Source organism: Bacteroides sp. HF-4919 (assembly GCF_018860125.1).
Genome location: NZ_JAHKNF010000001.1, coordinates 204,767 through 230,862 on the forward strand (window position 1 = coordinate 204,767; position 26,096 = coordinate 230,862).

Here is a 26,096-nt window from a genome sequence, read left to right on the forward strand (position 1 = left end):
AGTATTTTCATTTTATGATTTCACATTCCAATCAATTTCTCCATTATCCGCCACGTCCACAACCACTGTATTTCCTGCCGTTAATGTTCCTGCAACAATCATCTTTGAGATGGGCCGACGTATATAGTTACGTATCGTACCCGCTACTTGCCGTGCTCCGTATTTCGGAGTGAAGCCACGGGTAGCAAGCAGGTTCTTTGCCTTTTCCGTAATTTCGATACCAATATGCTGTTTATCCAGTAACGCTATAACTCCTTTTAACTGGATTTCAAAGATACGAACCAGCATTGTCTCGTTAATAGGAGAGAAAGGCACGATTTCCGACAAACGGGCAAGAAACTCCGGACGAAAATAGCTGCCCATGACTTCCATCAGGTCGGTGGTAGAGGGATTCTTGCCTTCATTTATCTGCTTGGTGAGCCATTCACTACCCACGTTGGACGTAAACAGTACGATAGAATTGGAAAAATCGCCCTCTTTGCCCAAACGGTCGTGCAGTTTGCCTTCGTCCATGATTTGCAGGAAGATGTCATACACGGAAGAATGTGCTTTCTCTATTTCATCGAAAAGAACTACTGCGTATGGCTGACGGCGTATCTTATTCACCAGCAGACCGCCTTCTTCATATCCGACGTATCCCGGAGGTGCCCCATAGAGCAATGCGGCTGAATGTTCTTCTTTAAACTCCGACATATCAAAGCGTATCATTGCCTTTTCATCATTGAAAAGAGCTTCTGCCAGAGCTTTTGCCAACTCAGTCTTACCGGTTCCGGTAGGTCCCAGCAGGAAGAATGAGCCAATCGGCTGTCCCGGCTTGTTCATACCGCTCCGCGACTCGACAATGGCATCCGTCAATACTTTCAGTGCATTGTCCTGCCCTACGACCCTGCGGCGTAGAATATCTTCCATATTAAGCAGTTTCTCTTTCTCTCCCGACTCTATCTTACCGATAGGGATGCCCGTGGAAGAAGAAACAACGGCTGCCACCTCATGGGAAGTGATTTTTTCGATTTTCTCTTTGGTCAACTCACGCAACCGGTCAAGCACACCTAATATATAGTCCATCCATTCACCATAGCCTGACACCTCCGGTTCGTTCTGTCCTTCGGAAAGCATCCCCCAAAGAATAGGGCTTAGCCGGTTCTTCATGGTGAAGTTCAGTAACCGCAACTTCTCCGCACGCTCCGCTTCGGGCTGGTCTTCTGCCGCTTCGATGACACCCAGTTGGGCTGTCAGCTCTTTTATATTTTTTTCCCCGCTCTGGTTAATCATCTTAACGGCAGACAGGGTACGGTCTATTAAATCAATAGCGGCATCCGGCAAACGGCGTTCTTTGACATACCGTTTGGCAAGCGCCACGCATTCGGGCAATGAATCGACATCTACTCCCACGCCGTGGTAGTTTTCGTATCTTTCCAGAGCCGCCTGTATCATGTTTACGGTGGATGTCAAGTCGGGTTCCGACACCTGCAACACCTCAAAACGCCGGTTAAGGGCATGATCCGGTTCAATCAATTTACGGTATTCGTCCACTGTAGTGACTCCGATTACCGTTATATTTCCTTTGGCAAGCTCCGGTTTCAAGATGCTTGCCGCTCCATTGTTGCCCGACTTGGGGTCAATCAACGTATGTATTTCATCAATGAAGAGAATGGCATTGCCGTGAGCCGACAATTCTTTGATAATTCCTTTCAGCCGTTCTTCTATCTCACCTTTGTATGTAGCACCCGCAATCAGTGTTCCTGTGTCGAGTTCATAGATAGTCATGTCTTTTAGATATTGAGGAACTGTACCTTCAATAATGTTACAAGCCAAACCGTCTACCAAAGCAGTTTTACCCACACCGGCATCACCGATAATAAGCACATTGGGCTTGCCCAACCGCCCTAGAATTTCCATCATCATGCGTGTCTCACGGTCACGGCACACGATGGGATATACTTTTTTATCTGCTGCAAGGGCTGTCCTATCCGTGCAATACTTATCTAAATTACCTGTGCTGGCTGTCCATAAGGGGGCTTCATCTACCGAAAGGTCAGTTTGCGTGCTTACGGATCTTTTCATACTGCCCATCCCGCTCATAAAGAGGTCGTGTATCTCACGCTCCCGGATAGGGAATGAGCGCAACTCGTCAGTGCTGAAACCTGCTTCGGGGGTAGCTATTGCTGCCAACAGGCAAAGTGGGTTGATTTCCAGCAGTCCCCACTTTATTCGTACATTATCGGCTTGCTCGAACAGTTCGTTAACTTTCCCATCGGGCATTATCTCACCTGCACCGGCAGCCTTGGGATATTCCTCTATTCTCACCTCCGCCCATTCGCACAAGTAATCCGCGTCCTTGCCTAATGATTCGACAAACGAACGCAGGCCCACTTCTTTGTGCATCAAAGCAAACAAAAGGTGTGCCGGAGCATAGTTCGCATTGCCATACTCACGAGCGACACCTTTTGATATCCGGATTACGCTCTGAACTGTTTCATTGATGTTCAAAAAATCCATAATCCTTATTTATTGCGCCTGTTCGTAATCTGTATTCCAGTTTGTGCCGTCATCACCTTTTGTACCGTCCAGCTTGATAACAAAGCTCTTGGCAGGGAAGAATGGAGTCATATGAATGTCCAGATAAATGCGGTCTTTCTGCTTTGGGTCTTGCTCAAAACGGATTATCTTGAATTTCTCAATAAGGCGGTCTGCACCCTGTACACTGTCCAGATACTGGACAATCTGACCTCTCAGGTCACGTTCGGTTTTGGAACTCCAGTTCTCAAACGAGCGGCGGTTCAGGAAGTCAAACAATACCTTGGTGATATAGTCGAACACACGTACCACCGAATAAGTTTGCAGACCCAGATTGTCACCATTGAACAAGGTCTTGGCGGAGAATGCCATCACTTTGCCATATTCGTTGACCATCGGAATTAGTCCCATCTTCTCCAGTTGCGATATTTCGCTTTTCTTCAATGGGAATACCACTGCATCCACTTCATTGATGCCACCGTACTTCTTACCGGCAGTTACCTGAGACATCAGAGTGGTATATATTTTACCCATCAAAGCAATGGACGGAGAAACATGGAGGTCTTCCTCTTCACCGATTTCCCGGTATCCGGCACGTCCGACAAGCCAGTTGCAGGTCATACAAGTATTACTTTTGAAAGAATCGCCACTTGCCATGTTGGAAGTGAAGAACAGTTCCACAACATCTTCCGGCTTATCAAGGTCTGCAAAGTCCGTATAGAGCATCACTTTGTTATCATAAGCGATTTTCGACCATTTTTCAAGCACCTTATTCGAACCAAGATAACCCGGAATAGCCAACAATGAGTAGTTTTGGCGCAAGTCCAACTTGTCATAGTTTTGTTTTAGTTCCCGGGCTATGAAATCAATGAAACGGGGATTATCAAGATCAGTTAGTTGTTCCTTAGAAGCGTTGACTATTGTCACGTTGTCCACCTTGTCCGCTTCCGTATTCTTATAGAACAACATCACCCCACGATATGCCTGTTCCATATTCCTCACGATCTGCACCGCTACCAATTGGCTTTTGGCAAGATGTGCTCCGGCAGCTTCCGATTTGGCTTTGGAAGTGGAAATCATTTCTGTCACCTCCGATGATGAAGTCAACAGTTCAAGCCACATATCTATCTTCTTTTTCAGTGCTTCCCGTTCATCCCGCTTCTGCTCATCGGTTAAAAAAATCTTTTTACGCGCCTTACGCTCGGGATTCAGGTTCTGAATACCATCTACTGTTGATTCCAGAAAATTAAAGCCTCCGAATCTGGATAATATGTCTAACGCGGAGGACAAAGAGGATTCACCGTTTTTTTCTTTATAGGAAACTTGAACGGCTTCTTGTGCCTGAAGTTCAGACTTATTTTTATTTTCTTCCATAGTCTATTATTTTGATTCTGTCGTTAGTTCGTCATTCAATGCTTCCAATGCGTTGATAAACGCCTTCTTGGATTCCGGGTTCTCCAACACCCGTTGTAGAACTTTATTGGAACGTAATTGCGTGACAAGCCCTTCATAAAATGTTTTCTGCGTATCCAAGTTATGAAGAAAGGGGCTGTTCTGTGTCATGTTCTTTACACTAAAGTCTGCAACTGTTTTAAAGCTAAAATTCTCTTTAACAGGTTGCCCTTCTTCGTTCTCAAATTCAATGTCAATGTTTGGGGAAAAATGCCCAAACACTTCTTCGATAGTACTTAAGCCCTTAACCGCCTCAGGAGTGACAGGTTCATCTGCGGTTAACTGTTCAACAATAAGGGAACGGTTCTCGGGGATATTCGCAATGGCATCAGAAGCACTAACCTTTACTTCATTGCCACCAATTCCATATTCAAGTATTGCCATTTGTATTATTTTTTGTTTAAAAGCGACAAAAGCCATCCACTAATTAAAAAACTGCAGATGGCTTTCGTTACTTGCATGATTACTTCATGATTACTTCGGCCAATTCTGCTCAAATTGTGCGCCTCCAATCTTAATCACCTGTGCAGATACAACAAAGGTAATTGTCATTGGCTTTGAACCAATAATGTCAATGTCCTCTGTAAATTCAGTAATGTAGCCATTCTCCCAGGTAAGTTCTTTCATCTTGGCTTCTTCATCACCTTTTTTGAAAACAATACTACCCGAATGAGGCTTAAATTGATTGGTCATGTTCTCAAGAATCGAAGTATCATCAGTCGATTCCACATGTACGCGGATTTGTCCGCCATAGATGTTTGAAGATGGGCGTCCTTTGGAATCCACATCTCTTTTAAGGTTGTAAGTACAATCCAGTACATCAAAGTCCTTACCTGCAAAATTTAAAGTTGCTCTAAATGCCATAAGTAAAAGTTTTAAATTAATAATTAGTTTAACACAGACTACAAGAAAACTACGATTTCATCTCGTCATAAAAGGGCATGGCTTCTATATAGTCCTCAGCGTGCAAATATAGAACAAAAAACAATATACGAAAAATAGATTGCTTAAAAATGAAATATATTTTTTGATAATTATATATTCGTAGACAAATATCGAAGTCTATTATTGAGGGAAAACATAATTAAAAAAAGAATAACTGTTTGATAAACAAACACATGTATGACTATTTGGGGTCTTATTGAAAATGAGAAGGTAATTATTAAGATTGCATTACATGAAAAGAATAATGGCAATACCATTCGTCTTTACGTATGGATATTGCCATTAAGTACATTGTCAAATAAGGAAGAGTGTAGGCTTACAGCATTTCCTTAAACGCTTATTTATAGCCTCCTGCGACTATTCTGAAAGCAATGCTTTCAGGTCATTCTTATTGATACCCATGTACTTGCATATTTTGGATTCACTTATACCGTCCGATATCATTTGCCGGATTGCCTTTTTATCCCTGTCGTACACCTCCAACTTATCAAAAATAATATCAGCTAAAAAGTCGATTCCTTCTAAAAAAGCATTTTCCCCTTCCTTAGTCTTATAGTCTATCGTGCAAATTTTAGCACACTCTTTATGTAATATCAGATAATAAATTCCCCCTATCAGGATCGACGCAACACTTTTAATATTGATTTTCGCAGGCGCAAAAAGATTTTCGTAAAATGTTATTAAGTTCAAGTTCATAACATCCCGTGTTTCCGCAGATCTCTTTGTGGTACTATTAATAGTCGTCATTTCGTAAAGCAGCAGCTTTTGCATCACATTGTTCTCTGACAGATTCCTGAACAGTGTTTTAAACGTTTCTGCAAAAAACTTTTTAGGTCCCAACGTATTAAGCGTGGAAATATCAATAGTATTATTAATCCAGAAGTCGTATTGTTTGGCCAGTATGTCATAAAGATTATCCATTGAACCGTATCTTCTATAAAACACATTGGCCTCTAAATCAGCAGCTTTCATTAACGCACTCAAATTGACGTTTCCAAAACCAAGTTCACCTACAAGCTTTTCAAGTTCAGATATTACCTCCTTATCCAACTGCTCATTGGTTCTCCTTATTCGAGTTTTTTTATCTCTCTGTTCCATCATTATTATATAGTACTTATTAAATAATAAAAAATTAAATCACAAAAAGTCCGGAGGTATTTTTTGTTGTTTTCTCCAATAATATTTCCTCCCAAAGAATCGGTTGGAGTAGTTCAAAGAAGGCTTATGCTTGTTTATCCAACAGTTTGATTCCCCCGTATGTTTGTTTTGTATAAATAATGGGATATGTTGCAAATATAGGTATTTTACGCCTTACAAGCAATAAACAGATAATCTAAATACTACTAAGTGACTGTTTTAACAACTTAATTATAGACTATTTAATTTGCCTATTTTCTTTTTGTAACTATCTTTGCAGACAAGTTTATAACATATAAGTACTAAAATGAAAGAGAACATATCTGGGTTCAAAATTGACTATTCGGTATGTAAGAATAGCCCCGGTGGAGATATTATGGGGAAAGTTTACAATTTCCAAAAACAGCTCCAACTCCACGAAGATAACTCGTTGCACATCTACATCAAATCCCCGATGCTTTCCGGCTGTGGCAGGGAAGTCGAAGTGATAGATAGAGTCACGAACAAAGTGAAGAAAATGTTAATGTTCGGTTCCAACAGTTATCTGGACGCTACCGGCATGCCGTCAGTAGTGGAAAAAGCAGTCCGTGTAACATCTGATTATGGAGTTGGAAGCGGCGGGGTACCACTACTGAGTGGAACGACGATATTTCAGAATGATCTGGAGAAAGAAATAGCCAAACTGACAGGTTTTGACGACACGATATTATTCTCATCAGGTTTTACCGCCAATATAGGAGTGATTGTAGGATTAATTCGCCCTAATAACCTGCTTGTATATGACAGGCTCAACCACGCCAGTTTGATTGACGGGGCTCTTATGTCAGGTGCCAAAATGGTGAGATACAAGCATAATGACCCTGAAGCGCTCGAAAAGATATTAAAAGCAAATGCCGGGCAATACCCGAATGGCATGATGGTGGTGACCGACGGAGTGTTCAGCATGGACGGTGATATTGCGGATATTCCGGCTATTTTGGAGATTACGAAGAAATACAATGCCCTACTTTTAATAGATGATGCCCATGCTACGGGAGTAATCGGGAAAGACGGAGCTGGAACGTTGAGTTATTACGGGATAAAAGAGCGTGACAACATTATCGTTACAGGAACACTCAGCAAGGCAATAGGGTCAATAGGAGGGTTTATAACTGCGAAACAGGATATCATAGATTACTTGAGGGTTTATGCCCGTAGTAACATGTATTCAACTTCCTTACCCCAGAGTATATGTGCCGCATCTCTTGAAGTTTTAAAAGAGATGCGCAATACCGATATCCAGAAGGCATTGAAGCAAAATGCCGAATATGTAAGAAGCGGACTGAAAGTAATCGGCTTTAATACTTTGAACTCAATCACGCCTATTATTCCTGTTATCGTAGGGGACGAATACATATTGACCCGGATGACAAAAGAACTCTACGACAGAGATATCTTCACAAATGCAATATTCCCGCCGGTCGTTCCTCCCAATATGTGCCGAATCAGAATTGGCGTGATGTCATCACATACCCGGAGTGACTGTGACAAACTGATAAACTCCTTTTATGAAATAGGCAAAAAATACGGGCTTATCTGAAAAAACAATACTTTCATACAAATATACAGTGGCTGTGTCAATGTGAGGATACAGCCATTGTTATTAAATACTGGAAATATTTTCTTGATTTGGAAATTGATGCTTGATTTGCAGATGACAGTATTTTGCCACTTCTCTTTCGTTTCTTTTTGGATGGTTTGTTGAGGAGGTGCAAATGTCAGTTGTATCTTCTGATCCAGAGTCGCCATTTCCAATTTCAATATTCTCAGCGCCTTTCTTTACATTTTTCTATGTATCGTCTACAATCATCTCCCGAAATGGGTAAGCAGGTTTTCACATATCAATGCCACTCGCTGCCACTTTGAAGTCACTCGATGCCACCCGCCTCAGAGCCCATTGTTAACCAACTTCTTACTTCTATTTTCGTCCCGCATTACCATTGATGCAATCATTAAATTCATATGAATATGGACGAAAAACAAAAAAAAGAAGAACAAAAGGTCTTATTGGTTGTAGCCAAGACCGACAATAATCAGTTGAAAGTCGTACACAAATCCTCGGCAAAGACCGGGATTATGAAAAGTCTGCTGCCCAGCATTGAGAATTTGGAGGATTTTATGAAGATAGAGAAACATTCCAATATGCTTGAGACCTTCTTCACCAACTTCATGCACCAATGCAAGAACCCGACCGACTTCCGCTTTTATCATCTTCCGGCCGCATTGTTGGATAAATTGGACATCCTTCAGGATATGTTGAAATCTCCTGAAGAGAATAAAGACTTTTTAGCTCAATATGAGGTCAAGCCGGAGGACTACATTAAGCCGGAGCAGCAAGTGGAGCAGAAAACAGGCACCGAACCTGAGCTACCGAAAGAACAGCCCAATAGTTTAGAGAACCGTATCGACTGGGAACAACTCGCCCGGCTGGGTATCAACAGAGAATCATTAGAACAAAGCGGAGATCTGAAAGCCATCCTATCCGGTAACAAATCCGGTCTGGTAGCGATTGACACCCAAGTAGAAGGCATCCCTATTTCCACACAGGGACGCATCTACTTTCAGGAAGGGGAGAATGGCAAGTTGGATCTGAAAATAGACTGTTGCCGCAGAGAACCCGTCCTTGACTTACCTTTTCATGGTACGCTGCTAAGCGAAGAAGCACAAAAGAACATTCTGGCAAATGGTAATGCCGGACATCCGGTAAACCTGTCACTCAAAGAGGGAGAAACAACCGCCTGTCTGGTATCATTGGATAAACTGACCAATAATCTGGTAGCCGTTCCTGTGAATGATATTTTAATCCCCCATGAAATAAAAGGCGTAACGCTTACACCCGAACTGCAGAAACAACTAACCGAAGGCGGCAAGGTGTTGGTGGAGGGTATGACCTCGCAATGGAATACCCTATTTGACGGTTATATCCAATACAACGCCGCCAAAGAAAAACTGGACTTCACTTTCGACGGACTGGATCGCAACCGCTACAAAGCGCAGACGCAGCAACAAATGGCGGATCAAAAGATATTCATTCCTAAAAAATTATTGGGTGCGGAACTCACTCCCGAACAACAAAAGAAGTTTCGGGAAGGAGGAACTATCTACGTGCAGGGAATGAAAGACAAGCAAGGGCAACCGTTCAACGCATACGTGAAAATGAATTTTGATAAAGCCAAACCGGAGTTCTTCAAATGGAATCCGGACAAAACCCGGAGCGCAGCCAAAGAAGTCACTCCGACCGCAGAGCATAAAACGCAAGTAGCTGTAAACAACGGAGCAACGGATGAAACGACCAAGAACGTGAAAGAACCGTTGAAAGCTAACGCACAACAGCCCGTTCAGACACAGGCTGCCAAAGGAGAGAAAAAGAAAGTAAAAAGTCGTAAAATTTGAAAACAGATTGAATTATGAAAGTTTGTATTGCAGAGAAGCCGAGTGTGGCACGGGATATTGCCATGATATTGGGAGCTAAAGAGCGTAAGGAAGGATATTTGAGTGGCAACGGTTATGCCGTTACGTGGGGCTTCGGTCATTTGGTTGGGCTTGCCATGCCCGAAGCCTATGGTATTCAGGGATTTCGCAGGGAAAACTTACCCATCTTTCCGCAGGAATTTATCCTTGTTCCCCGACAGGTGAAAGATGGAAAAACATATAAGGATGATCCCGGAGTGGTGAAACAGCTTACTGTTATTAAAGAGCTGTTTGAACAATGCGATAGCATAATTGTAGCAACTGATAGTGGTCGTGAAGGAGAATTAATATTTAGATATATTTACAATTATCTACACTGCAAGAAACCTTTTTCACGTTTATGGATTTCTTCATTAACTGACCGTGCCATCCGTGAAGGACTGGATAACCTGAAAGACGGGAGGGTATATGACAATTTGTACCTGAGTGCCAAAGCTCGTAGTGAAGCAGATTATTTAGTCGGCTTGAATAGCTCCCAAGCACTTTGTATCTCTGCCGGACAAGGTGTTTTTTCTTTGGGTAGAGTACAGACACCTACACTGATGATGATTTGTAATCGTTATATGGAAAATAAGAACTTCACTCCACAGAAGTTTTGGCAACTTCGGGCGCAATTAAGTGACGGTAATATGGATTTTTCAGTTCTGTCCGCTAATAAATATAATAAGGTGGAGGAAGCGGAGAATGATACACAAAAAGTAAATTCCACAGGCACTTTACAAGTAACCGCCTGTGAACGGAAAGAGGCCGTACAGGACGCTCCGCTTTTGTATGACCTGACTACACTTCAGAAGGAAGCAAACGTTCGTCATGGTTTTTCTGCGGACAAAACACTTTCCATCGCTCAAAGTCTTTATGAAAAAAAAATATTGTCCTATCCACGCACCGGAAGCCGTTATATTTCTGAAGACGTATTTGAAATCATTCCGGAACGCATCTCTCTATTGGCATCCTATCCCCGTTTTTCGGCTTACGCATCTTCAATGGAAGGGCAAGCGTTAAATCGTCGTAGTGTTAATGCTGCCAAAGTGACCGATCATCATGCGTTATTGGTTACTGAAAATATGGCGGGAGAACTTGTACCTGATGACCGTATTATTTATGAGATGGTTGCCGCCCGTATGCTTGAAGCCTTCTCGGATAAATGCGTCTTGGAAAAGACTGTTGTCACATTGCAGGCGGCTGATGTAACCTTTGCAGTTCGTGGCAGCGTAATCAAAGTACCCGGCTGGCGTTCCGTTTGGAGCTTCTCCGAAGAAGAGGACGAAGACAATGCCACTTTGCCTGACCTTCACGAAGGAGATACTTTATCAATAGTGAAATGTGAATCGTTGGAGAAACAAACCAAGCCCCGGCCACTACACACCGAAAGTTCCCTGTTGGGTGCTATGGAGAGCGCAGGCAAGAATTTAGAGAATGAAGAGGAACGGCAGGCTATGAAAGAAGTGGGCATCGGTACCCCGGCTACCCGTGCCGCCATCATCGAAACACTGTTCAGCCGTGACTATATCCGTCGGGAAAAGAAATCACTCATCCCTACCGAAAAAGGGCTGACCGTTTATTCCATTGTAAAGGATAAGAAGATAGCGGACGTAGCCATGACAGGAAATTGGGAAACTGCGCTTGCCAGGATTGAAACCGGAGAGATGAAACCGGATACGTTCCATCGGGAAATAGAGGTGTATACGGCCCAGATTACAACAGAACTGTTGAACGCGACCATATCCATAACCCCGGCTACCGATAGTCCGTTATGCCCCAAGTGTAAACGGGGGCATGTGTTGTTTTATCATAAAATAGCCCGTTGCAATAATGCAGATTGCGGTTTGAAAGTTTTCCGTAATATCTGTAACAAGGAACTGACCGACAAGCAAATTACGGAACTGCTGACTAAAGGCAAGACAGGAGTCATTAAAGGGATGAAAGGCAAAAGTGATAAGCCGTTTGATGCTTCACTGGCTTTTGACGCACAGTTCAATATCACCTTTGTTTTCCCCGACAAAGGAGTGCGGAATAGCGGGAAAAAGAAAAAGTAGCAGCAATATAATCTGTCAATAACCGGAAAGTGCTATCTTTGCCACCAAAGATTCATGGCTCATAAATAATTGTTGACGCAGTTGTTTGTTATGGATTTTTAGTGGTGGCACTTCGGGAGGGATACCCGGAGTGCTTTCTCGTTTAGCATCTTTCCCCATCATTTACCGGACAATCCCGTCCGACCACTAAAAATCCAATTTTATGAATAAGAAGAATCAAAGTCCAAAGAACCAACCGCAGGAATTGTCCTATTATCGCCTGTCCCTGCTCGCTTTTTTAAAAGAATCACATCCTGAACTGGCAAATGATACCGGATTTATCGCTGCCCGTGGCGATAGCGCAGCCGAGGCGTATAGCGAAACCGTCCGTTCCGGTTTTTCACACGATGCGGCTACAGAAATAGCCAACAAAGTATTATTTGCCAATCTCCATTTCTCCAAATACGACACGATTGTTACCATCCTTTGGAATGAGTTCGAAGATGAAGTCCCGCAAGGCAGTGCGAAAGCACTTGCCTTCCAACTCCTTCCTGTTTGCGAAGAAGTGTTCGTCAAGTATCCGCTATCCGATGATTTCGCTTTTGAGCCGGAGTTCGACAACCTTTATACAGAACTCACCGGGACAATCTTAATCTGGCTGGACGAGCATGGCGTATAATAAGAAAGCGCACCTGAAAGACAATATCGAAGCAATCAAACTGGCATTCACGTTGGAACGTGAAGGACGTACCGCTACAGCGGAGGAACAAGCCGTATTACGGTTGTACTCCGGCTTTGGCGGCATCAAGGCGATACTTAACCCGGCATCCTCATTGATGGATGCCGCCCGTTGGACAAAGTCCGACCTTGAACTGTTCCCCCTTGTTTCGCAACTCCACTCGGCCATCCGTGGTCATGCGACGGACGAAGCGGAGTATAAACGTTATTTTTCCAGTTTGAAGAACTCTATCCTGACGGCGTTCTATACACCGCAGGATATTGTTTCCGTGCTTGCTTCGGAGTTGGGTAATCACGGAGTTGCCCCGTCCCGTTTCCTTGATCCTTCGGGTGGAACAGGTGTATTTGTCGATGCTTTCCAACAACCATCCGCAGGAGGATTATCTCAATCGCCTTTACAGAAAACCGTCTGTTTTGAAAAAGACCTGCTGACGGGGAAGATACTTTCGCATCTTCATCCCGAAAGCAAGGTAGAAATACAGGGATTTGAAGAGAGCGGGCTTCGCTATGCGAACTACTTCGACGTGACTGCCTCTAACATTCCGTTTGGGGATGTAGCCGTATTCGATCCGGCTTTTAACAGGAGCAAAGAACCCGCACGGCAGCAGGCAGCCAAGAGCATACACAATTATTTCTTCCTCAAAGGGCTGGACACGCTTCGGGACGGTGGCATACTGGCGTATATCACTTCGCAGGGAGTGTTGAACTCGCCTGCCAATGAAGAGATACGCCGCCAGTTGATGCGCCATTCCCGGTTGGTGTCGGCTATCCGCTTGCCTAACAACCTGTTTTCGGATAGTGCAGGCACCGAGGTAGGCAGTGACTTGATTATTCTTCAAAAGGAATATGCAAGGGAAATACCGCTTTCACAGGAAGAGCAGGCGTTTATTTCGGTAACACAACGACCGGAGGGAATCAATGAGAATGGCTACATCGCTCAATCGGCATCTATCATCCACACAAAAGCCCGTGTAGACACCGATCCGTATGGTCATCCCGGTATGGTGTATATCCATGAGGGTGGCATACCCGGCATTACTGCCGATTTACGCGAGAGGCTATCAAAAGACCTTGCCCGAAATCTGGATGTGGAATTGTATCGCAAATTCTTGCCGGAACAGCAAGCTGTCCCGATGGCAGAAATCAAACGGGATATGCAAGTGGAAGCGGTTCAAGTAGAAATGATGGAACCGGAACCGGTAGAGAAAGTTTCTACGGCCATTGAGATGGGCACGGAACTTTCAATGGCAAATACCCCGATATTAAGCTTGTACGACCTTTTCGAGTTCACAGCCGAAGAACGCACGCAGGTAAAGCCTGCACGTGGTAAAGGCAAAAAAGCAACGGCAAAGAAGCAACCTGTGCAGGGTAATTTGTTCGGTGAGCCGATAAAAACGGGAACGTCCGGTAAATCGGCAAATAAAACCCGTGTAAGTCCTACGGTATTCGATGCGCTTCACGGAGGTTATAAGAGTCCGGTCAAGCCACAAGCGGCAATGTCCCCACCGACCAAACCATCAAAACAACCGGAACGGCAAGAAGCCTTGAAACGAGCGGATGAAGACCGCAAACAGCGGATGCAGCCACGCATGTATAATAAGGAAGTACCGGAGCATTACAAAGAAGGCTCACTGGTAACGGATAACAACCAGATCGGCTATCTCCGTGGCGTAGAAACCAATCCGGTGTTCCATCCGTTGGAGTTGCCGGACAGACAGCTTCGCAAAGCAACGCTCTACACCGAAATCCGGGACAGCTACCGCCGTTTGTACAAATACGAAGCCGACCGGAGGGAAGAAAACCCGGAGGAACGTACCACGCTAAACCAATTGTACGATGACTTCACCCGTCAGTTTGGCAACCTGAATGAGGCAAAGAACATAGACCTGTTCCGTATGGACAACGATAACCGGGAAATTCTTTCATTGGAGCGCTATCAAGATGGCATAGCCCGGAAAGCCGACATCTTCGACCATCCCGTAGCCTTCAACAGGAACGAGATTACCCACGTCGATACATCCGACGAAGCCTTGTCCGCTTCGCTGAACAAGTATGGTACAGTCAATCTGGAATACATGGCGGGACTGACCGACAGAACCGAATCCATGTTGTTGGACGAACTCAAAGGGCGGGTGTTCTTCAATCCGCTTGTGGATAATTACGAGATAACTGACAAGTTCATTGCCGGGAACGTCATCTCCAAAGCGGAGATGATAGAGGAATACGTACGGAAACATCCCGACAACGAAGCTGCCAAAGAGTCCCTTGCCGCCTTGCGTGCAGCAGCACCCCGTCCCATTCCTTTCGAGGATTTGGATTTCAATTTCGGAGAACGGTGGATTAGCGCAGGCATTTACAGTAAATACGCCTCGTACCTGTTTGGTACTGATGTAAAGGTTACCTACGCTGCCAGCCGGGACGAGTTCAGCGTAAACACTTCCCAGCGGTTGGGCAATATGCGCATCCGGGAACAGTTTGCCGTCAAAGCCGAAAGCCGCACGTATGACGGTATCTCTTTGATGAAGCACGCCATCCAGAATACATCTCCCGATATTACCAAGAAAGTACAGGTAGGTGATGAAGTGAAGAAAATCCGTGATACCGAAGCCATCCAGCTTGCCAACAGCAAGATTGATGAAATCCGTAACAGCTTTAGTGATTGGCTACGGGAACAATCACCTGAATTTAAGCAACGGCTCACCGACCAGTACAACCGTAAGTTCAACAATTCCGTCAAACCCAAATACGACGGTTCCATGCAAACTTTTCCCGGTATTGACTTCAAGGGGTTGGGTATTCCCGGTTTGTACGACAGTCAGAAAGATGCAGTCTGGATGTTGAAAACCAATGGTGGCGGGATCGTCGATCATGAGGTGGGAGGCGGTAAAACATTGATAATGTGTTGTGCCGCCTATGAGATGAAACGCCTCGGACTGGCAAACAAACCACTGATAATCGGATTGAAAGCCAATATTCACGAGATAGCGCAGACGTTCCGTACCGCCTATCCCAATGCCAAAGTCCTGTATCCCGGCAAGGAGGATTTCAGCCCGGAGAACCGTGTCCGCATCATGCGTGAAATGCAGAATAATGATTGGGATGCCATCATTCTTTCGCATGAGCAGTTCGGCATGATCCCCCAATCGTCAGAAGTACAGATACGCATCCTTCAGGAAGAGTTGGACAGTGTGGAGGAAAATCTCGAAGTATTGAGCCAGCAGGGAACAGAAGTTTCCAATGGTATGCTCAAAGGCGTGGAAAAGCGCAAGACCAACCTCGAAGCGAAAATCAAAGAGCTAACCTTTGATATCGAAAACCGAAAGGATAATGTGGTAGATTTCAAGCAAATGGGCATCGATCACCTGCTCGTAGACGAATCACACCGATTCAAAAACTTGATGTTTACCACCCGTCACGACCGTGTAGCCGGGCTTGGAAACAGTGAAGGCAGCCAGCGTGCGCTGAATATGCTCTTCGCTTTGCGCACAATCCAAGAGCGTACAGGCAAGGATTTGGGAGCCACCTTTCTATCCGGTACCACCATTTCCAATAGTTTGACGGAATTATACCTGCTCTTTAAATACCTCCGCCCCAAAGAACTGGAACGGCAGGGAATCAATACATTCGACGCATGGGCAGCCGTCTTTGCCAAGAAGACGATTGACTATGAGTTCTCCGTTACTAACGAGATAGTCCAGAAAGAGCGTTTCCGTTACTTCATCAAAGTTCCGGAATTGGCAGCCATGTACAACGAGATTACCGACTTCCGTACTGCCGAGGATATTGGTATCGACCGCCCCAAGAAGAACGAGATTCTTCACAATATACCACCAACGCCTGACCAGCAGGAGTACATTCAGAAACTCATGCAGTTTGCAAAGTCGGGTGATGCTACCGTTTTAGGACGACCACCGCTGAGCAAAAAGGAAGAGAAAGCCAAGATGCTTATTGCTACCAACTATGCCCGTAAGATGTCGCTGGATATGCGCATGATTGATCCTGACAAATATGATGACCACATCGACAATAAAGCCTCGCATTGTGCGGCCATGATAGCGCAGTATCACAAAAAGTACGACGAGTACAAGGGTACGCAATTTGTATTCTCGGATCTTGGCACGTACAAACCCGGTGAATGGACTCCCTATACTGAAATCAAACGCAAGTTAGTGGATGATTACGGTATCCCCGCAGAGCAGGTGCGTTTCATTCAGGAAGCCAAGACGGAGAAGTCCCGTAAGGCAATGATTCAAGCCATGAATGAGGGAAAAATACGTGTCCTGTTCGGTTCTACGGAAATGTTAGGGACGGGAGTAAATGCGCAAAAACGGTGCGTGGCGATCCATCATTTGGACAGTCCGTGGCGACCAAGCGATTTACAGCAGCGTGATGGTCGAGGAATCCGAAAAGGCAACGAGATAGCCAAACTATACGCTGACAATAAGGTGGATGTAGTTATCTATACGGTAGAAAAGTCACTGGATAGCTACAAATTCAACTTGCTGCACAACAAGCAACTATTTATTACCCAACTCAAACGTGGCTCAATGGGTGCCCGTACCATCGACGAGGGCAGCATGGACGAGCAAGGCGGCATGAATTATTCCGAATACGTGGCTATTCTCTCCGGCAATACCGACCTGCTTGATAAAGCCAAGTTAGAAAAGCAGGTCACCGCATTGGAAAGTGAACGCAAAGCGTTCAGTCGTGGCAAATCTTCTTCCGAAGCCAAGCTGGAAAAGATTATGCAGGACATAACGGCCAATCAGGACAAGATAGACCGTTTAGGCAAAGACTTGCAGCAGTTTGGCAGTCAGGTAAAACGTGACGAAGCAGGTGAAGCCCTGAATCCTATCTTATTGAATGGAGTACAGAGCAAAGACGTGAAAGTCCTTGCCCGGAAGTTAGTCGAAATAGAAGATAAATTCCGCACTCATGGTATACCGGAGAAAATCGGCACTCTCTACGGCTTTGATCTGCTGGTAAAAACAGAAACCAGCAGAAAGGACGGTTTCGATTTTATCGAAAACCGCTTCTTTGCCCGTGGAGAGGGTAATATTCTCTATAACTTCAACTATGGAAAGTTGGCATCCGATCCGAAAACGGCTACCCTTACTTTCCTCCATGCCCTTGAAACCATGCCCGGTCTAATGGAGAAATACCAAAAGGATACGGAACAGATTTCTAAAGATATTCCTGTACTTCAGGAAGTCATCGGCACCACATGGAAAAAGGAAGACCGGCTTCAACAACTTAAATCCGACCTTGCGGCATTGGATCGCAAAATCTTGCTATCCTTAAAGCCGATAAAGCAAGGGAAAGATGAAGGTGAAATAGCGGATAAGCAGCAAACGGCCGTACAATTACCGCCCGTTCAGTCTGTACAGCCGGAGCCACCTCATGAACCTTACGTTCATAAAATGCCTGACTTCATGCAAGGCCAACCTCCAAAGGTCACAAAAATGCCCCGGACTGTCAGCATCAAAGGTGCTTTGCAGAACCGGGCAGTCATTGCAGACATAGGAGGAACGGGTAATAAGGATGATACGGAGAAGCCGTATAAAGGATTTAAACTTTAAACTAAAAGCCGTTGCATTCAAATCATGTAACGGCTTTTTAAGTTAGGCTGAAGGATGGAATTATTTGTATTATAGCTTTTCAATTAATTCTTTCTTTATGATTTCATACGCTTCTTGCGGATTGAACTTTTCGTCAGGACAGAGCAGTAGTTCCGTATCTCCCCAAAATTCATCATCCTGCATTTTTATTTCCATATTTTGTAGAAACTCCTTTTGTGAAGGAGGATTGTCCACTACAAACTCCATATACTTGTGGTAGCATTCCAGTACCTTATTGGAATTTAATGAGCCTGCTGATATTGCTTTGTACAAATCAAAAAGATCACGTCCTTTTCTTCTTTGGTAGAGCGCACGTAATTTAGTTCCTATTAATTCGTCCAAGTGATAAGTGGTCACTTGGCAACTTCCGGTATACCATTGGTTCTGTACACTGAAATCCATTTTATTCAGACCAAAGACATTGAAATGCTCCTTGCAGTTAATTTCTACTTTTAATCGTACTACAACCGTATCAAGCAGGAGGTCAAGCAGATTGTCGAGGATGAAATGGAGAGGATTAAGAATGATCCTGAATTAAGTCATTTAATTCTAAACGAATAGTCATTTCCCGAGAAATGGGGAACTGATGATATTAGATTTCCCATTTCTTATTGATTAAATATTGGTAGTCTATTTATGAGAAAATCCTTCCATAAGTTCTAATCTCATACATACGTTTGTTGTTAATCCTTTGGCTAACTTTTTCTTTAGCAATACAAATTTTCTTTTTCAATATTTTTAAATTACGTTTTAATTGGTGCTTTATATCATCCGACTGGAATATATCAGATGACTTAATTACATATGTATGATAATTTCCTAAACTATGTTTCCCTGAATACACAAAAATATTCTTGCTATCTATAGTTTTCTGTCGATAATATATTTTATGTTTTTTGGCCCCCTTGAGTGTGAATTTTTTAACTACTTTATTAACAAATATCTTACCGTAATTCTCGTTGTTTTTTACTGTAGATGCGAATGCTGTATTGCGTTGCAATGTAGATTGCATTCGTTGATAATAGGAACTTACAGAGGATTGTTTCAATAACGCTCGCTCTCCATCAAAAGAAAACCCCAAGTACTCAAATGGTTTATTTTTCCCCCTCGCTGAATGATGACATTCAATAGAATCATCTAATTTGCGTATAAAATAGAATACATTAGTCTTAGATGCCTCTATTTCTAGTTTCACTTTTTTTATGTTGTCAAAAATTACATTTTTGATACAGCCAACTAATTCTTTTGGACAGACCACAACAATATCATCGGAATATCTTCTATAAAGAACATTTTCACAACTTATTTTTGAAATTATTGTTTTATCAAATTCCATCATGTATATATTAGCAGGTACAGCACTCACTGGTAGCCCTTGTGGAATACCTTTATGTGTATAGCCTTTAGTTTCACCTTTCTCTTCATCAGGGTGATAGATATAGTTACCTCTTTTTATTATATGAGCTTCACGGATTTTTTTTATATTTTCTTTACTGCAAAATGCAACAGCATCATTATCACGCATATAATTTATTTTCTTTATCTTGCGCTCTGTTACATCTGTTTGCTCATACTTACATACAATTTGATCTTTAAAAAGATTAAACAAATCTCTTAATTCTACAAATGGATACTTTATTGCACTCTTATAGATGGCATACAAATCATCATCCAATTTATCTACTTCATATAATCTTTTAAGAATGTCTTTTAGTAGTCTATGGTCGAGGTTATCAAAAAAACCTTTGATATCAAAAGTTATTGCAGCAACATCAATACCTTGCTCATTTTTCTTTTTAATAAAATCAAATACTTCCTTAGCGAAATCTATATTACATTTACCTTGCCCATTTATTTTATTAATAGTTCTATAAGCAGTAATATTATCTGAAATAGCATTACGTTCCAAATATTCTTCATATTTTTTACTCATCTCAAGTGCGTAATATGAATAAATTGCAGAGTCAAAATGTGTCGCATAGCATAACACTCTTTTTTTTGTTTCTTTAGCGCGAATTTGCTTTCCTGACTTATTCGTTATTGCTTTGTACTTATTTTTTTTTGTGTTTTTCTTATTAAAGGAAAGAAAGCGTGATGAGTTATATTTTCTTTATGATGGATGTAAGCACTAACTGCACATCGATCTTTTTGTGAAAGTCGTTGTCCAATATGGCAATATGATTTAGTTTTAAACCAATCTTTCTTTTTTTTCATCAGTAGTAATTAAAAAAAGGAGAGTCCTTATCGGAACGTTCAACTTCTATTAAGAAGATACACATACGTAAGCGTCCATCATACGAACCCATATAAAAATTCGTCCCTATTTAATAGAATTCTATTACTATCTTTGCATATTATAAATACACTAAATATGAAACAGAACTGGAAACAAATCATAGATACAATCGTTTCAATAATAACGAGTATTACTGAATTAATTATGCCTGATGCTTGTTTATTCAGAATATTTCTCCAACCACACTCGTTGCGGAAGTAAAAGCAAGACTCTGTATGTACTCATAATAAGGGACTCTCCTAAGTTTTATATTTTTAAATTATACACTTCAACCCATAAAATGGGTTGTGGAGTATTACAACCTTGCAAAAATATCTTTTTTTTATTTTCAATCAAACAAAAAAGGGCAAAAATATTAGTATTGAGGAAGCTTATAAGATATACTACAACTGAAACAGGATATCAGTGAACTATTTATACACCCTATATTGAATAATCTTCTAATAGAGAGAACAAATGAAGCCAAACGATGACTAATAAAGCCACCTGCTCTCAAATCTTTAAATATACTCTATTTCATCCTTACTTTTACTTCCGAAAAATTTATTACTCACTAAATTTCAAAAAATTATGGATGTAAACACAGCCAACCAATCCACCACTGATGAACAGATGATGGATATTCTTCTTGTACTGGATAAGGAGAAAAAGACAATCAGCGCAGTAAAAGGAGTAAATGAAAACGGAGAACAACGATTTACTGAAATTCGACCAGAATGGCGATTTCTTTTCTAACTTCTTTGTGGAAAGACGAAGAAGAATAAGGCATATTCTTCTTCCATAATTGGTATTTTTAGTATTTTTGCACAAAGGAAAGATGAATATATGAGTGAAAATCAGAATATAGAATGGAAAGAAAGCTGGCGGGACGAATATCTGAAATGGATATGTGGTTTTGCCAATGCTATAGGTGGTAAGATATATATAGGTATGGACGACAACGGCAAAGTGGTTGGTGTTTCCAATGCAAAAAAACAGTTGGAGGATATACCGAATAAAGTCAGGGACGTATTGGGAATAATAGTGGATGTTAATCTGCTGGAAGAAAACGGACTTGAATATATTGAAATCGTTGTACCACCCTATTCTAATCCTATCAACTACAAAGGTCAATATCACTATCGTACAGGTAGCACGAAACAGGAATTGAAAGGTGCAGCCTTGAACCGTTTCATTCTGCAACGTACAGGCAAGAACTGGGATGATTTCTCGATTGCTGGTGTGAAAATTGAAGATTTATCCGCAAATGCTTTGAACCGTTTCCGCCGTGAAGCAGCTAAAAGCAACCGGGTGGATGCTGATATATTGAATGACACTACCGAACACTTGCTGTATGACCTGCGCTTGATAGACGATGATACCAAGCAACTAAGCCGGGCTGCCGTGTTGTTGTTCCATCCCGACCCAGAAAGGTATGTACGAGGTGCATACATAAAGATTGGCTTCTTCCGAAATGACAATGAAGATTTGGCGTTTCAGGATGAAGTGCACGGTTCTTTAATGGAACAGATAGATAAGGCAATGGACTTGATAAAGACCAAATACCTAATATATAGTATTTCTTATCAAGGTGTTTCCCGCCGTGAAACTCCCCAGTTCCCGGTTGAAGCACTAAGAGAGTCTTTAATGAATTGTGTGGCTCATAAAGATTATGCGGATGCAACACCGACACAGATAAGTGTCTATCCCGACCATGTAGTTTTTTGGAACGCCGGACGTTTGCCGGAAGACTGGACGACACAGAAACTTTTTGAGAAGCATCCGTCCCGTCCTTACAATCCATCTATCGCCAATGCCCTTTTCCGGTGTGGTGATATTGAAAGCTGGGGACGTGGATATAAACGTATTTTGGAAGCGGTCAGTGCATACAGATTACTACCGCCCAAACTTGAAATGTTAAGTGGTCTAATGATTACCTATTATACCGATGTGCGTTCACAGTTGTTGGCACAGCAGGTAGATGAAAGATTTATTTCCGTTATTGAATATGTGGCTAAAAGCGGACGGGTCACTAATTCGGACGTGCAGAATATTTTGACGGTGAGTAAGCCGACTGCATCCCGCATACTCCAACAAATGAATGACTGGCTGGAAATGCAGGGCAAAGTAGGCAAAGGAACTTACTATGTACCTAAATGGCTCACAAACGTATCACAAGAATAAGGCATATTTCTGCAAATCATTGATTACGAGACAGGAACAAAACTGCCAAATGGCTCACAAATGGCTCATGGAAAGAGAGTGACTTTAGTTTCACTCTCTTTTTTTGTGCCTATGGGACAAATAAAGCCAAACGAGGACTAATGAGGACACCCGTTTCCAAATCCTTAAATATACTCTATTTCATCCTTACTTTTACTTCTGAAATGATTTATTACTCACTAAATTTCAAAAAGTTATGGATGTAAACACAGCCAATCAATCCACCACTGAGGAACAGATGATGGATATTCTTCTTGCACTGGATAAGGAGAAAAAGACAATCAGCGCAGTAAAAGGAGTAGATGAAAACGGAGAGCTTCAAACCGTACCACCGGAGAACAGCGATTTACTGAAATTCGACCGGAACGGCGATTTCTTTTCTAACTTCTTTTCCAACATGATGAATCAGTTGAAAAATCCCACCCGGTTCAGCTTCTTCAAAATTCCTAAGATTGAACTACCCAAGATTACACCAATAATCAGGGAGAACTTCGATCACCCGACACCCAAGAATGAAGCGGAAGTAGAGCGTTACCGGGTATCACCTGAAATGGCAAAGCAGGAAGCAAAGAAAGAACAGCAGCAAGGAACACAAACAGAACAACCACAGACACAACAGCCAGCCAAAGAAGCGGATGCAACTACACAGCAGAACCAGCCCGACAAAAGTAAATATCTCATTGATCCTGATAAGGTAGATTGAAAAGCCTTGAAAAACTTCGGACTATCAAAAGAGCAACTGGAAAAATATATTTTAGTCCATTTCCTAAAACTCTAATTTCATCTTCATATGATTTAATACGTTTATATAAATAATCAATCAAATCGTTTTCTTGTCTATATTGTTTTATTAAAACCAATTGTTTATATAAAGCAATACCATATTGTGAAATCAATCCTATATCATCTATATTAATTGATTGTATTTTTATTTTTTCATTTACAAATCCAGGAGTTAGTTCAACAATATTAATTCTTTTTTTCATAATAGTTTCTTTGTGTTGAATCTATATTTTTATTAGTCAACAAGTAGATACGTTGCATATTTTCTTTTAGAATATTGCTTACGCTATTTAACAATATCTTAAGATTCATATCGTTGAAAGAGAAACCAATAAATAAGATTAATTTTGATGCAAAAAGTGACTTTACAAAAGCATTAATTAATGGAAAGTTATTATTATAATTATAATAATCATTTTCTGTTAAAACAATATTCCCAACATTAAAATCTCCATGCATCTTAATAAGCATATTTTAATATTGAGTATATGGCAAATCTTCATCTTTCCTTATTATGTGATATTGCATAAACTTTTGTTCTATATTTTGCTCTATTAGATCATCATAATTAGTAGTTATTATGTGACAAGGAGCTAATTCTAATATAGCATCATGAATTGGAGTAGGAGCAATTTTTCCATGCAATAACAACTCTTTTATTTTCTCGATACATTACTGTCCCGTAAAAGTGGATAAATAGTTCTTTGAAATAATTGAAATATAGTCGATTAAGTGGTATTTTGAAATGAAACGGATTTGAAATTCTATTTTTGCAGTCATAATAACGGCTGCATATGAATCAAGATAAATACTTTTTTTCTCAACTTTCCACTTTTTTGAACAGAACTCAGTTTAATAACTACGTGCGTAAATACGATAGCAACCGTTATGTGAAACATTTCACTTGCTGGAACCAGTTACTTGCAATGATGTTCGGCCAACTCAGTAATCGTGAAAGTCTTCGTGACTTGATTGTAGCTTTGGAAGCTCATCAAGGAAAGCGTTATCATTTGGGGTTGGGTCGTGAACCCATTGCGAAAACCACGCTTGCATCAGCCAATCAGAATCGGGATTACAGAATCTTTGAAGACTTCGCTTTCTACATGATGAAGGAGGCATGCGAAAAACGAGCTACTAATCTCCTGGATGTTCCAGGAAGAAAGTATGCGTTTGATTCCACTACGATTCCTTTATGTCTAGCTACATTCCCTTGGGCGAAGTTTCGTAAGAAAAAAGGTGGGGTTAAAGCTCATGTCCTTTATGACATAGAAACACAGGTCCCTGCCTTTTATACGGTAACTACAGCATCCAAACATGATTCAACTGCAATGTCTGCAATTAATTATGAGCCAAATGCCTATTATATATTCGACAGAGCGTATGACTCGTTTAAGGACCTTTATCGGATTCACCTTACAGGTTCTTTCTTTGTAGTCAGAGCGAAGTCAAATCTAAAGTGCAAGTTCTGTAAATGGAAGCGTAGAATGTCGAAAAATATCCTTTCAGATGCGGAAGGGAAACTGATCGGGTACACCTCTGAAAAGAAGTATCCTGAATCATTCAGAATCATCCGTTTCTATGATGAGGAGGATGAACGTGAATTCACTTTTCTAACGAATGCTAAACATATATCCGCATTTGATGTTACCAATCTTTATAAAAAAAGATGGCTCGTTGAACTGTTCTTTAAATGGTTACAACAGCACCTCAAGATAAAAAGGTTCTGGGGTACCACAGAGAATGCAGTTCGAATACAGATAAGTGTTGCTACATTAACTATTGTTTGGTGGTTATTGTCCAATATGATATGCAACTGAATCGTTCAACCTATGAGGTCTTACAGATTCTTAGTATCTCATTGATGGATAAAATTCCTTTACAACAACTGTTTAATAAGACTAATTTCAATGATGTCAAAGAGCAATTTAACCCCCTTATTCCGAGATTATTTGATTGACTATTAACTCATCCCGATTTTAACGGGACACTAATGTTCTCGATATATTCTTTATAACCTCTTGAATCTTTATACAATTGTGCGATTTTCAAATCATCCGTTTCATTTTTCAAAGAATATGGTAATTCTTTTTTAAGTCCTTGAATTAATTCACTCCACATAGGTACACCGGAATCCGCAGACACACCTGCACCCACAAACATAACGAGCTTACCCTGTTTACTTGCTTCTTGTATATGCAATATATTTGACAATTGTATGTTTTCCATATGAAAATAAGATATTAATTATATGAATCTGTTTAACTCTTCTACTAACAAATAAACAGTAGTGGAAGACTCTTGTTGTGCTGGGTTATTCCCATCAAATTGTTTTATAATAGTTTTAGCATGATTAATAGCTTGTTCTTGTTTAGGGAATAAAGCATTAAACATTTTAGAGCTTACACCCGACTTCTTTGTATAAGCAAATCCGAGCAAAGTACTCAACATTTTTTCATATCTGGAACGATGCAAAGCCCCTTGATACAGATTAAAGTGAAGTAAGAACCAAAATTCAAAGGCCTGATTACTATAAGCCACTTCAAAACCATTTTGGCGTGCTAATAGTATAGCAGAGTTAAAGTCACTTTCTGGAAAATCATCTTTGTCAAAGACCACCCAATTCTGATTGTATGTCCTTCCTTTTTGCCTTTCCTGCTCTTTTATATTGATAGCTTTCTGTACTAATGCTAATGTTCCCATGCCTTGACCGATAGCTTTCACATTGGCAGAAGTCAAGCGGAAAGCATTAAAATAGTCCGGCTCAGTATTAACCCCTTCGCAAATAATTAGAAATGTTTGTTTCACTTCACGCACACCACTAATACGGGTTATTTTTCTTTCGATACGCGGATTTATATTTTTCCTTTTTGTAGCCGCCATAGT

The 26,096-nt window shown here is 41.6% G+C and carries 17 protein-coding genes and 3 pseudogenes; 9 read left to right on the plus strand and 11 right to left on the minus strand.

Annotated elements, in window-relative coordinates:
* Positions 1-12: 12 nt before the first annotated feature.
* From KO473_RS00910 to KO473_RS00930, 5 genes are all read right to left on the minus strand, one after another.
* Positions 13-2,499 (minus strand): ATP-dependent Clp protease ATP-binding subunit, encoded by a 2,487-nt coding sequence (locus tag KO473_RS00910; RefSeq protein ID WP_005819881.1) that lies wholly within the window; start codon positions 2,497-2,499, stop codon positions 13-15.
* Positions 2,500-2,508: 9 nt separating this feature from the next.
* Entirely contained in the window at positions 2,509-3,891 is a 1,383-nt protein-coding gene (locus KO473_RS00915; protein WP_005819879.1) for a DUF5458 family protein, read from the minus strand.
* A 6-nt stretch (positions 3,892-3,897) separates the two neighbouring features.
* Positions 3,898-4,353 carry a hypothetical protein gene (locus tag KO473_RS00920; RefSeq protein WP_005819877.1) on the minus strand — a complete coding sequence of 152 codons (456 nt, stop codon included), beginning with the start codon at positions 4,351-4,353 and terminating at the stop codon, positions 3,898-3,900.
* A gap of 90 nt (positions 4,354-4,443) precedes the next feature.
* A complete protein-coding gene (gene tssD / locus KO473_RS00925) occupies positions 4,444-4,833 on the minus strand; it encodes a type VI secretion system tube protein TssD (RefSeq protein ID WP_005819876.1) in 390 nt (129 codons plus the stop codon).
* Positions 4,834-5,271: 438 nt separating this feature from the next.
* Entirely contained in the window at positions 5,272-6,012 is a 741-nt protein-coding gene (locus KO473_RS00930) for a TetR/AcrR family transcriptional regulator (RefSeq protein WP_032537470.1), read from the minus strand.
* Between the two features lie 346 nt (positions 6,013-6,358).
* Between KO473_RS00930 and KO473_RS00935 the strand changes: the two genes are divergently transcribed.
* The 5 genes from KO473_RS00935 to KO473_RS00955 all read left to right on the plus strand — a co-directional run bounded on the left by KO473_RS00935 (position 6,359) and on the right by KO473_RS00955 (position 17,893).
* Positions 6,359-7,630 (plus strand): pyridoxal phosphate-dependent aminotransferase family protein, encoded by a 1,272-nt coding sequence (locus KO473_RS00935; protein ID WP_005819873.1) that lies wholly within the window; start codon positions 6,359-6,361, stop codon positions 7,628-7,630.
* A 428-nt stretch (positions 7,631-8,058) separates the two neighbouring features.
* Positions 8,059-9,483 (plus strand): DUF3945 domain-containing protein, encoded by a 1,425-nt coding sequence (locus KO473_RS00940; protein WP_005819872.1) that lies wholly within the window; start codon positions 8,059-8,061, stop codon positions 9,481-9,483.
* 14 nt (positions 9,484-9,497) lie between these two features.
* On the plus strand, positions 9,498-11,597 hold the full coding sequence (topB, locus tag KO473_RS00945) for a type IA DNA topoisomerase (RefSeq protein ID WP_122130897.1): 2,100 nt from the start codon (positions 9,498-9,500) through the stop codon (positions 11,595-11,597).
* Positions 11,598-11,799: 202 nt separating this feature from the next.
* On the plus strand, positions 11,800-12,255 hold the full coding sequence (locus KO473_RS00950; protein ID WP_005819870.1) for a DUF1896 domain-containing protein: 456 nt from the start codon (positions 11,800-11,802) through the stop codon (positions 12,253-12,255).
* Entirely contained in the window at positions 12,245-17,893 is a 5,649-nt protein-coding gene (locus KO473_RS00955; RefSeq protein WP_005819869.1) for an N-6 DNA methylase, read from the plus strand. Before KO473_RS00950 ends, KO473_RS00955 begins: the two co-directional genes overlap by 11 nt.
* A gap of 69 nt (positions 17,894-17,962) precedes the next feature.
* Here KO473_RS00955 and KO473_RS00960 read toward each other — a convergent pair whose 3' ends face one another.
* Together KO473_RS00960 and KO473_RS00965 are read right to left on the minus strand one after the other, a co-directional pair.
* Positions 17,963-18,436 carry a nucleotidyl transferase AbiEii/AbiGii toxin family protein gene (locus KO473_RS00960; protein WP_371820584.1) on the minus strand — a complete coding sequence of 158 codons (474 nt, stop codon included), beginning with the start codon at positions 18,434-18,436 and terminating at the stop codon, positions 17,963-17,965.
* A 130-nt stretch (positions 18,437-18,566) separates the two neighbouring features.
* Positions 18,567-19,865 (minus strand): reverse transcriptase domain-containing protein, encoded by a 1,299-nt coding sequence (locus tag KO473_RS00965; RefSeq protein ID WP_157195912.1) that lies wholly within the window; start codon positions 19,863-19,865, stop codon positions 18,567-18,569.
* A gap of 933 nt (positions 19,866-20,798) precedes the next feature.
* On the opposite strand from KO473_RS00965, the pseudogene KO473_RS00970 reads away from it, so the two are divergent.
* The 3 genes and pseudogenes from KO473_RS00970 to KO473_RS00980 form a co-directional block, all read left to right on the plus strand.
* Positions 20,799-20,997, plus strand: a pseudogene (locus KO473_RS00970) (hypothetical protein); the annotation flags it as partial.
* 56 nt (positions 20,998-21,053) lie between these two features.
* Positions 21,054-22,391: an RNA-binding domain-containing protein gene (locus tag KO473_RS00975; protein WP_005819865.1), complete on the plus strand. Its 1,338-nt coding sequence runs from the start codon at positions 21,054-21,056 to the stop codon at positions 22,389-22,391.
* A 235-nt stretch (positions 22,392-22,626) separates the two neighbouring features.
* A pseudogene (locus tag KO473_RS00980) lies at positions 22,627-23,130 on the plus strand (hypothetical protein); the annotation flags it as partial.
* Here the strand turns inward: KO473_RS00980 and KO473_RS00985 are convergent.
* Both KO473_RS00985 and KO473_RS23745 read right to left on the minus strand, forming a co-directional pair.
* Positions 23,108-23,416 carry a hypothetical protein gene (locus KO473_RS00985; RefSeq protein WP_005819863.1) on the minus strand — a complete coding sequence of 103 codons (309 nt, stop codon included), beginning with the start codon at positions 23,414-23,416 and terminating at the stop codon, positions 23,108-23,110. The pseudogene KO473_RS00980 and the gene KO473_RS00985 sit on opposite strands and share 23 nt — an antisense overlap.
* Entirely contained in the window at positions 23,400-23,684 is a 285-nt protein-coding gene (locus KO473_RS23745; RefSeq protein WP_032537387.1) for an SIR2 family protein, read from the minus strand. Before KO473_RS23745 ends, KO473_RS00985 begins: the two co-directional genes overlap by 17 nt.
* Before the next feature lie 323 nt (positions 23,685-24,007).
* Here KO473_RS23745 and KO473_RS00995 point away from each other — a divergent pair.
* A pseudogene (locus KO473_RS00995) lies at positions 24,008-25,170 on the plus strand (IS4 family transposase).
* An 8-nt stretch (positions 25,171-25,178) separates the two neighbouring features.
* Here KO473_RS00995 and KO473_RS01000 read toward each other — a convergent pair.
* Complete coding sequence (locus tag KO473_RS01000) at positions 25,179-25,439, minus strand: hypothetical protein (RefSeq protein WP_005819860.1); 261 nt, start codon at positions 25,437-25,439, stop codon at positions 25,179-25,181.
* Positions 25,440-25,457: 18 nt separating this feature from the next.
* On the minus strand, positions 25,458-26,093 hold the full coding sequence (locus KO473_RS01005; RefSeq protein WP_005819859.1) for an RloB family protein: 636 nt from the start codon (positions 26,091-26,093) through the stop codon (positions 25,458-25,460).
* Positions 26,094-26,096 lie beyond the last annotated feature (3 nt).

Bases quoted from the DNA above. Each gene is read 5' to 3' on its own strand.
- KO473_RS00910 (WP_005819881.1), bottom strand. From the start codon at position 2,499: ATGGATTTTTTGAACATCAATGAAACAGTTCAGAGCGTAATCCGGATA.
- KO473_RS00915 (WP_005819879.1), bottom strand. From the start codon at position 3,891: ATGGAAGAAAATAAAAATAAGTCTGAACTTCAGGCACAAGAAGCCGTT.
- KO473_RS00920 (WP_005819877.1), bottom strand. From the start codon at position 4,353: ATGGCAATACTTGAATATGGAATTGGTGGCAATGAAGTAAAGGTTAGT.
- tssD (WP_005819876.1), bottom strand. From the start codon at position 4,833: ATGGCATTTAGAGCAACTTTAAATTTTGCAGGTAAGGACTTTGATGTA.
- KO473_RS00930 (WP_032537470.1), bottom strand. From the start codon at position 6,012: ATGGAACAGAGAGATAAAAAAACTCGAATAAGGAGAACCAATGAGCAG.
- KO473_RS00935 (WP_005819873.1), top strand. From the start codon at position 6,359: ATGAAAGAGAACATATCTGGGTTCAAAATTGACTATTCGGTATGTAAG.
- KO473_RS00940 (WP_005819872.1), top strand. From the start codon at position 8,059: ATGGACGAAAAACAAAAAAAAGAAGAACAAAAGGTCTTATTGGTTGTA.
- topB (WP_122130897.1), top strand. From the start codon at position 9,498: ATGAAAGTTTGTATTGCAGAGAAGCCGAGTGTGGCACGGGATATTGCC.
- KO473_RS00950 (WP_005819870.1), top strand. From the start codon at position 11,800: ATGAATAAGAAGAATCAAAGTCCAAAGAACCAACCGCAGGAATTGTCC.
- KO473_RS00955 (WP_005819869.1), top strand. From the start codon at position 12,245: ATGGCGTATAATAAGAAAGCGCACCTGAAAGACAATATCGAAGCAATC.
- KO473_RS00965 (WP_157195912.1), bottom strand. From the start codon at position 19,865: ATGAGTAAAAAATATGAAGAATATTTGGAACGTAATGCTATTTCAGAT.
- KO473_RS00975 (WP_005819865.1), top strand. From the start codon at position 21,054: ATGAGTGAAAATCAGAATATAGAATGGAAAGAAAGCTGGCGGGACGAA.
- KO473_RS00985 (WP_005819863.1), bottom strand. From the start codon at position 23,416: ATGAAAAAAAGAATTAATATTGTTGAACTAACTCCTGGATTTGTAAAT.
- KO473_RS23745 (WP_032537387.1), bottom strand. From the start codon at position 23,684: ATGCTTATTAAGATGCATGGAGATTTTAATGTTGGGAATATTGTTTTA.
- KO473_RS01000 (WP_005819860.1), bottom strand. From the start codon at position 25,439: ATGGAAAACATACAATTGTCAAATATATTGCATATACAAGAAGCAAGT.
- KO473_RS01005 (WP_005819859.1), bottom strand. From the start codon at position 26,093: ATGGCGGCTACAAAAAGGAAAAATATAAATCCGCGTATCGAAAGAAAA.